4 protein-coding genes and 1 pseudogene are annotated in these 4662 nt (G+C 42.8%); all 5 read left to right on the top strand.

The window, feature by feature from the left end; all coding sequences use genetic code 11:
- Window positions 1–478: pseudogene (locus tag B4C08_RS06845) on the top strand (hypothetical protein); the annotation flags it as partial.
- 55 nt (window positions 479–533) lie between these two features.
- A complete protein-coding gene (sufC, locus tag B4C08_RS06840; protein ID WP_296664128.1) occupies window positions 534–1373 on the top strand; it encodes a Fe-S cluster assembly ATPase SufC in 840 nt (279 codons plus the stop codon).
- A 15-nt stretch (window positions 1374–1388) separates the two neighbouring features.
- Entirely contained in the window at window positions 1389–2804 is a 1416-nt protein-coding gene (gene sufB / locus B4C08_RS06835) for a Fe-S cluster assembly protein SufB (RefSeq protein WP_296664127.1), read from the top strand.
- An 11-nt stretch (window positions 2805–2815) separates the two neighbouring features.
- On the top strand, window positions 2816–3868 hold the full coding sequence (locus B4C08_RS06830; RefSeq protein ID WP_296664126.1) for a SufB/SufD family protein: 1053 nt from the start codon (window positions 2816–2818) through the stop codon (window positions 3866–3868).
- A 10-nt stretch (window positions 3869–3878) separates the two neighbouring features.
- Window positions 3879–4662 (top strand): aminotransferase class V-fold PLP-dependent enzyme (locus B4C08_RS06825; RefSeq protein ID WP_296664125.1); only part of this gene is annotated, 784 nt, incomplete at its 3' end.

Below are 4662 nucleotides of genomic sequence, written 5' to 3'. Positions count from 1 at the left end.
CTCTGTCGAGCACGACTTCAGCGTCCAGGACGGATACTTCACAACGTGCCATCTTAAAAGAAACTTCTGCGGAGTAAGCAGCAACAGAAGCATAAGCGAAATCGACAGGGAACGGATAGACAGCCGGAGTGCAAACACACAGGAAGCAAAACCAGTTGCAGTTTCAGAGGACAGAAGTCAGGCGGAAACGCAGACCGACACAGAAGAAAGCAACGTAGAAGAAAAGAACCCATCAATCGTAAACCCGCGCTGGGAAGATATAAGCGGCAGGACAATAACAAAAGCCCTGATCGGCGATGAGGTTTATCTTTGCGCCGATGTAACAGACATTGCAGACGGAGCGACAGCAAAAATCAGGATTGCAGAGAAAGACGACGATGGCAACGATGATTTTGTCGCGGATCTGAGCAATGTGCATCTGTCTATTCCCAAACATTGCAATTTTCCTATAATATCAGTATATTTTAGGCATACATGAGAACTTTTTAGAACTTTTGTTTAAAAAGCCTACTACATTTAAAATGAGGAACTTTATGGCAGAACCGCTGCTTTCAATTCAAGATTTGTGCACATCTGTTGGCGAAAAACAGATTCTTAAAAATATTTCATTGGACGTTGCTCCCGGAGAAATCCATGTTCTTATGGGACCGAACGGAGCTGGAAAATCAACTTTGGGCTATACTTTGATGGGAAGCCCTGAATATTCTGTAACCGGCGGAAAAATTATCTTTAACGGGCAGGACATCACATCTGATTCCGCAGACAAAAGGGCAAAGTCAGGCATTTTTCTTAGCTTTCAGGAACCGCTTGAAGTTCCGGGTGTTTCGCTTGAATCGTTTATCCGTTCTTCCATGCAGCAGGTTACAGGCCAGAAGGTAAAACTCATGCAGTTTAGCCGCGAACTTGAAAAAAACATGGATCTGCTAAAAATGGATCACAGCTATGCTTCGCGCGATTTGAACGTTGGATTCAGCGGTGGAGAAAAAAAGAAGAGCGAAATTTTGCAGCTTTTGATGCTTAAGCCTAAGCTTGCCATTCTTGATGAAACAGACTCTGGACTTGATGTTGATGCCTGCCGCATTGTTTCCGAGGGAATAAAAAAATATATGGAAGCTTCCGGCGGCTCTTTGATTGTAATAACCCATTCAACTAGAATTCTTGAAAATCTTTCCGTGGACAAAACTAATATTATTGTAAAAGGCCAGCTTGTTCATACTGGAGACGGAAGCCTTGTTCAGAAGATAAACGAGGAAGGATTTGACGGCTTTATTCCGCAGGAAATAAAAGATGCCGAGCGCAAGGAACAGCTTGCCGCCGCTGCAAAAGCCGCAATGGACGCTGTAAAGATGAACGCTACCAACGGTGGACTTTAATCAGGAAAATTGTTTATGGGCGAAGAAAAAACAAAAGTTTCAGATATTGACCGTTCTCTTTATGACTTTCGCTACGAGGAAAGCGACAAGGACTTTTATAAAATACGCGCAGGTCTTGACGATTCGATTGTCCAAAAGCTAAGCGAAGAAAAAAGCGACCCTGAATGGATGAAAGAGTTCCGCTTAAAGAGCCTTCATTTGTTCAATGAGATAAATGAGCCTGACTGGGGACCTGACATCCGCGATTTGGACATTCAAAAAATCGTAACTTACGTAAAGCCTAAGACTGAAATGGCTGCAAAGTGGGCTGATGTTCCAAAAGATATAAAAGATACTTTTGAAAAGCTTGGAATTCCAGAAGCGGAGCGTGAAAGCCTTGCCGGAGTGGGAGCGCAGTACGACAGCGAAGTTGTTTACCACAATGTTATAAAGGAAGTTGCGGAGCAGGGCGTAATCTACACTGATTTTGAGTCTGCTTTAAAAAGCGAAGAATGGGGCAAAATGGTAAAGGAATATTTTATGCACCTTGTTCCTCCGTCTGACCATAAATTTGCGGCTCTTCATGGTGCTGTTTGGAGTGGCGGAAGCTTTGTCTATGTTCCAAAAAATGTAAAGGTAAAAATTCCTTTGCAGTCATATTTCAGGCTGAATGCGGCTGGAGCTGGCCAGTTTGAGCATACATTGATTATTGTGGATGAAGGCGCGGACTTGCACTTTATAGAAGGCTGTTCCGCTCCAAAGTACAATGTTGCGAATCTTCATGCAGGCTGCGTTGAGCTTTATGTAAAGAAAAATGCCCGGCTGCGCTATTCAACAATTGAAAACTGGTCAAAGAATATGTACAACTTGAATACCAAGCGCGCCATTGTTGAGGAAAACGGACGTATGGAATGGGTTTCCGGTAGCTTTGGAAGCCACATTTCATATTTGTATCCGACTACAATTTTAAAGGGCGACAATTCAAGCGTTGAATTTACTGGAATAACTTTTGCAGGCAAAGGACAGAATCTTGATACCGGCGCAAAGATGGTTCACATTGGAAAAAACACTTCGACTGTAATAAACACCAAGTCCATTTCAAAAGGCGGCGGAGAGTGCACTTACAGAAGTTCTATTGTCGTGAACAAAGGCGCAAAAAACTCAAAGGCGAGCGTTGACTGCTCTTCGCTTATGCTTGATGACGAAAGCCGCAGCGACACAGTTCCTGCAATGAATGTAATGACAGATGACTGCGACATCGGGCACGAAGCAAAGATTGGCCGTATTTCCAACAAGGCGATTTTTTATCTTATGAGCCGCGGAATCAGCGAGGAAGATGCAAGGGCAATGATTGTTTCAGGCTTTGCGAATCCTGTAAGCAAGGAACTTCCGCTTGAGTATGCAGTTGAAATGAACAATTTGATTCAGCTTGAAATGAAAGGCAGCATGTAAGGGGCTAGTGAATGGAAAATTTTGAAATAGACGTAAATCAGTTTCCGAGCCTCACTTGGAATTTTCTGAATATAAATATGGCTCGCCTTGAGTTTAGCAGTGAATTTAAGTCTTGTGGTGCAGTTTCCGGCGCAAAAGAAATTGAAAATTCTGCTTTATATGATTCAATAAAAACCGGGCTTGGAGAAGGCTTTGATAAGAAGTTTGATTCTCTTTTGCAGAAAAACGGAATAAAGACTTTGCTTTTTACGGCGGAATCCAAAAATCAGGTTCAAAAAATTGAGTTTTTTGCGCAGGAAAACGAAGCTTCTGTTTGCGATATTGTAATCCAGGCAAAGGAAAACGCGCAGGCTTCTTATATTTTTGTCTATAAAAGTGAAGCGGACATTTTGAATGCTCAGCTTGGAGTTAGAATCCGTGTTCTTGCACAGGAAAATTCGCACGTGCATATTTGCTGCGTGAACTTACTTGGAAAAAACGTTGTGCATTTTAATTCAATTGGTTCAAAGTGTAATGACAATGCGGCTATAGAAATCACAGAGCTTGAGCTTGGCGCAAACAAAACGTTCAGCGGAACTTTTAACAGTCTTGAAGGGTATAAGAGCCGTTTCTTGGGAAGAGCAGCTTATGTTGTAAAAGGCGAATCTTTTCTTGACATGAACCAGGTTGCGCTTCAGACTGGAAAATACAGTGAAAGCCGTTTTTCTGTAGACGGAGTTTTGCTTGAAAATGCTAAAAAAACTTGGAGAGGCACAATCGGCTTTAAGAAAGGCTGCGCAGATTCTGTGGGAGACGAGCAGGAGGATGTTCTTTTGCTTAGCCCGGATGTTGTGAACAAAAGCCTTCCTGTTATTCTTTGCGATGAAGAAGCTGTTGAAGGCCGCCACGGATGTTCAATTGGCAAAGTTGACATGGAAAAACTTTTCTATATGCAGAGCCGCGGAGTTGACGAAAAGACTGCGAGAGAGCTTTTGACAAAGGCAAAGGTTTCAAAGGTTTCACGGTTTATTCCTGATGAAAGCCTTGTGGAAGAAATCAATTCTTTTGTTGAAGCGATTATATAACGAGGAAACTATGTTCAGTGCACAAGAAATACGCAGCGATTTTAAGATATTCAGCCAGCCAGAAAACGAAGGGCTTATTTACTTGGACAGCGCGGCTACAACTCATAGGCCGGAATGTGTAATTCAGGCGGAAGCTGACTTTTACAGAAAAAACAACGCCAATCCTTTGCGCGGACTTTACGCTTTGAGCATAAGGGCAACTGATGACTATGAAAACGCAAGATCTTTTGTTGCAAAATTCCTTAATGCTAGCGAGCCTGCGGAAATTATTTTTACGCGCAATGCTTCTGAAAGCCTGAATCTTGTTGCATACACTCTTGGTCTTTCTGAAGTTCAGTCTGGGGACGAAATTGTTGTAAGCTGCATGGAGCATCATTCGAATATTCTTCCGTGGCAGATGGTCTGCAATGCAAAAGGCGCGAAACTTGTGTGGCTTGAGTGCGATTCTTCCGCAGAAATTTCGGAGCAGGAAATAAAAGCTAAAATAAATTCCAAGACAAAAATTGTTGCGGTTGCGCAGGTTAGCAATGTCTTTGGAATAACAAATCCTATAGAAAAAATCGCAAGCTATGCTCATGAAGTTGGAAACGGCGGAAAGGGGGCTTACGTTGTTGTGGATGGAGCTCAGAGCGCGCCTCATAAAAAAATCGATGTGCAGGCATTGGACGTGGACTTTTTTGCTTTTTCGGGGCATAAGCTTTGTGCTCCTATGGGAATTGGCGCTCTTTATGGTAAAAAACAGCTGCTTGAAAAACTTCCGCCTTTTTTGCGCGGCGGAGAAATGATTGAATATG

It is taken from the genome of Treponema sp. UBA753 (assembly GCF_002297325.1).
Taxonomy (GTDB): domain Bacteria; phylum Spirochaetota; class Spirochaetia; order Treponematales; family Treponemataceae; genus Treponema_D.
Note: the sequence above shows the minus strand (reverse complement) of the source record. Positions and strands in the feature narration are given on the sequence as shown.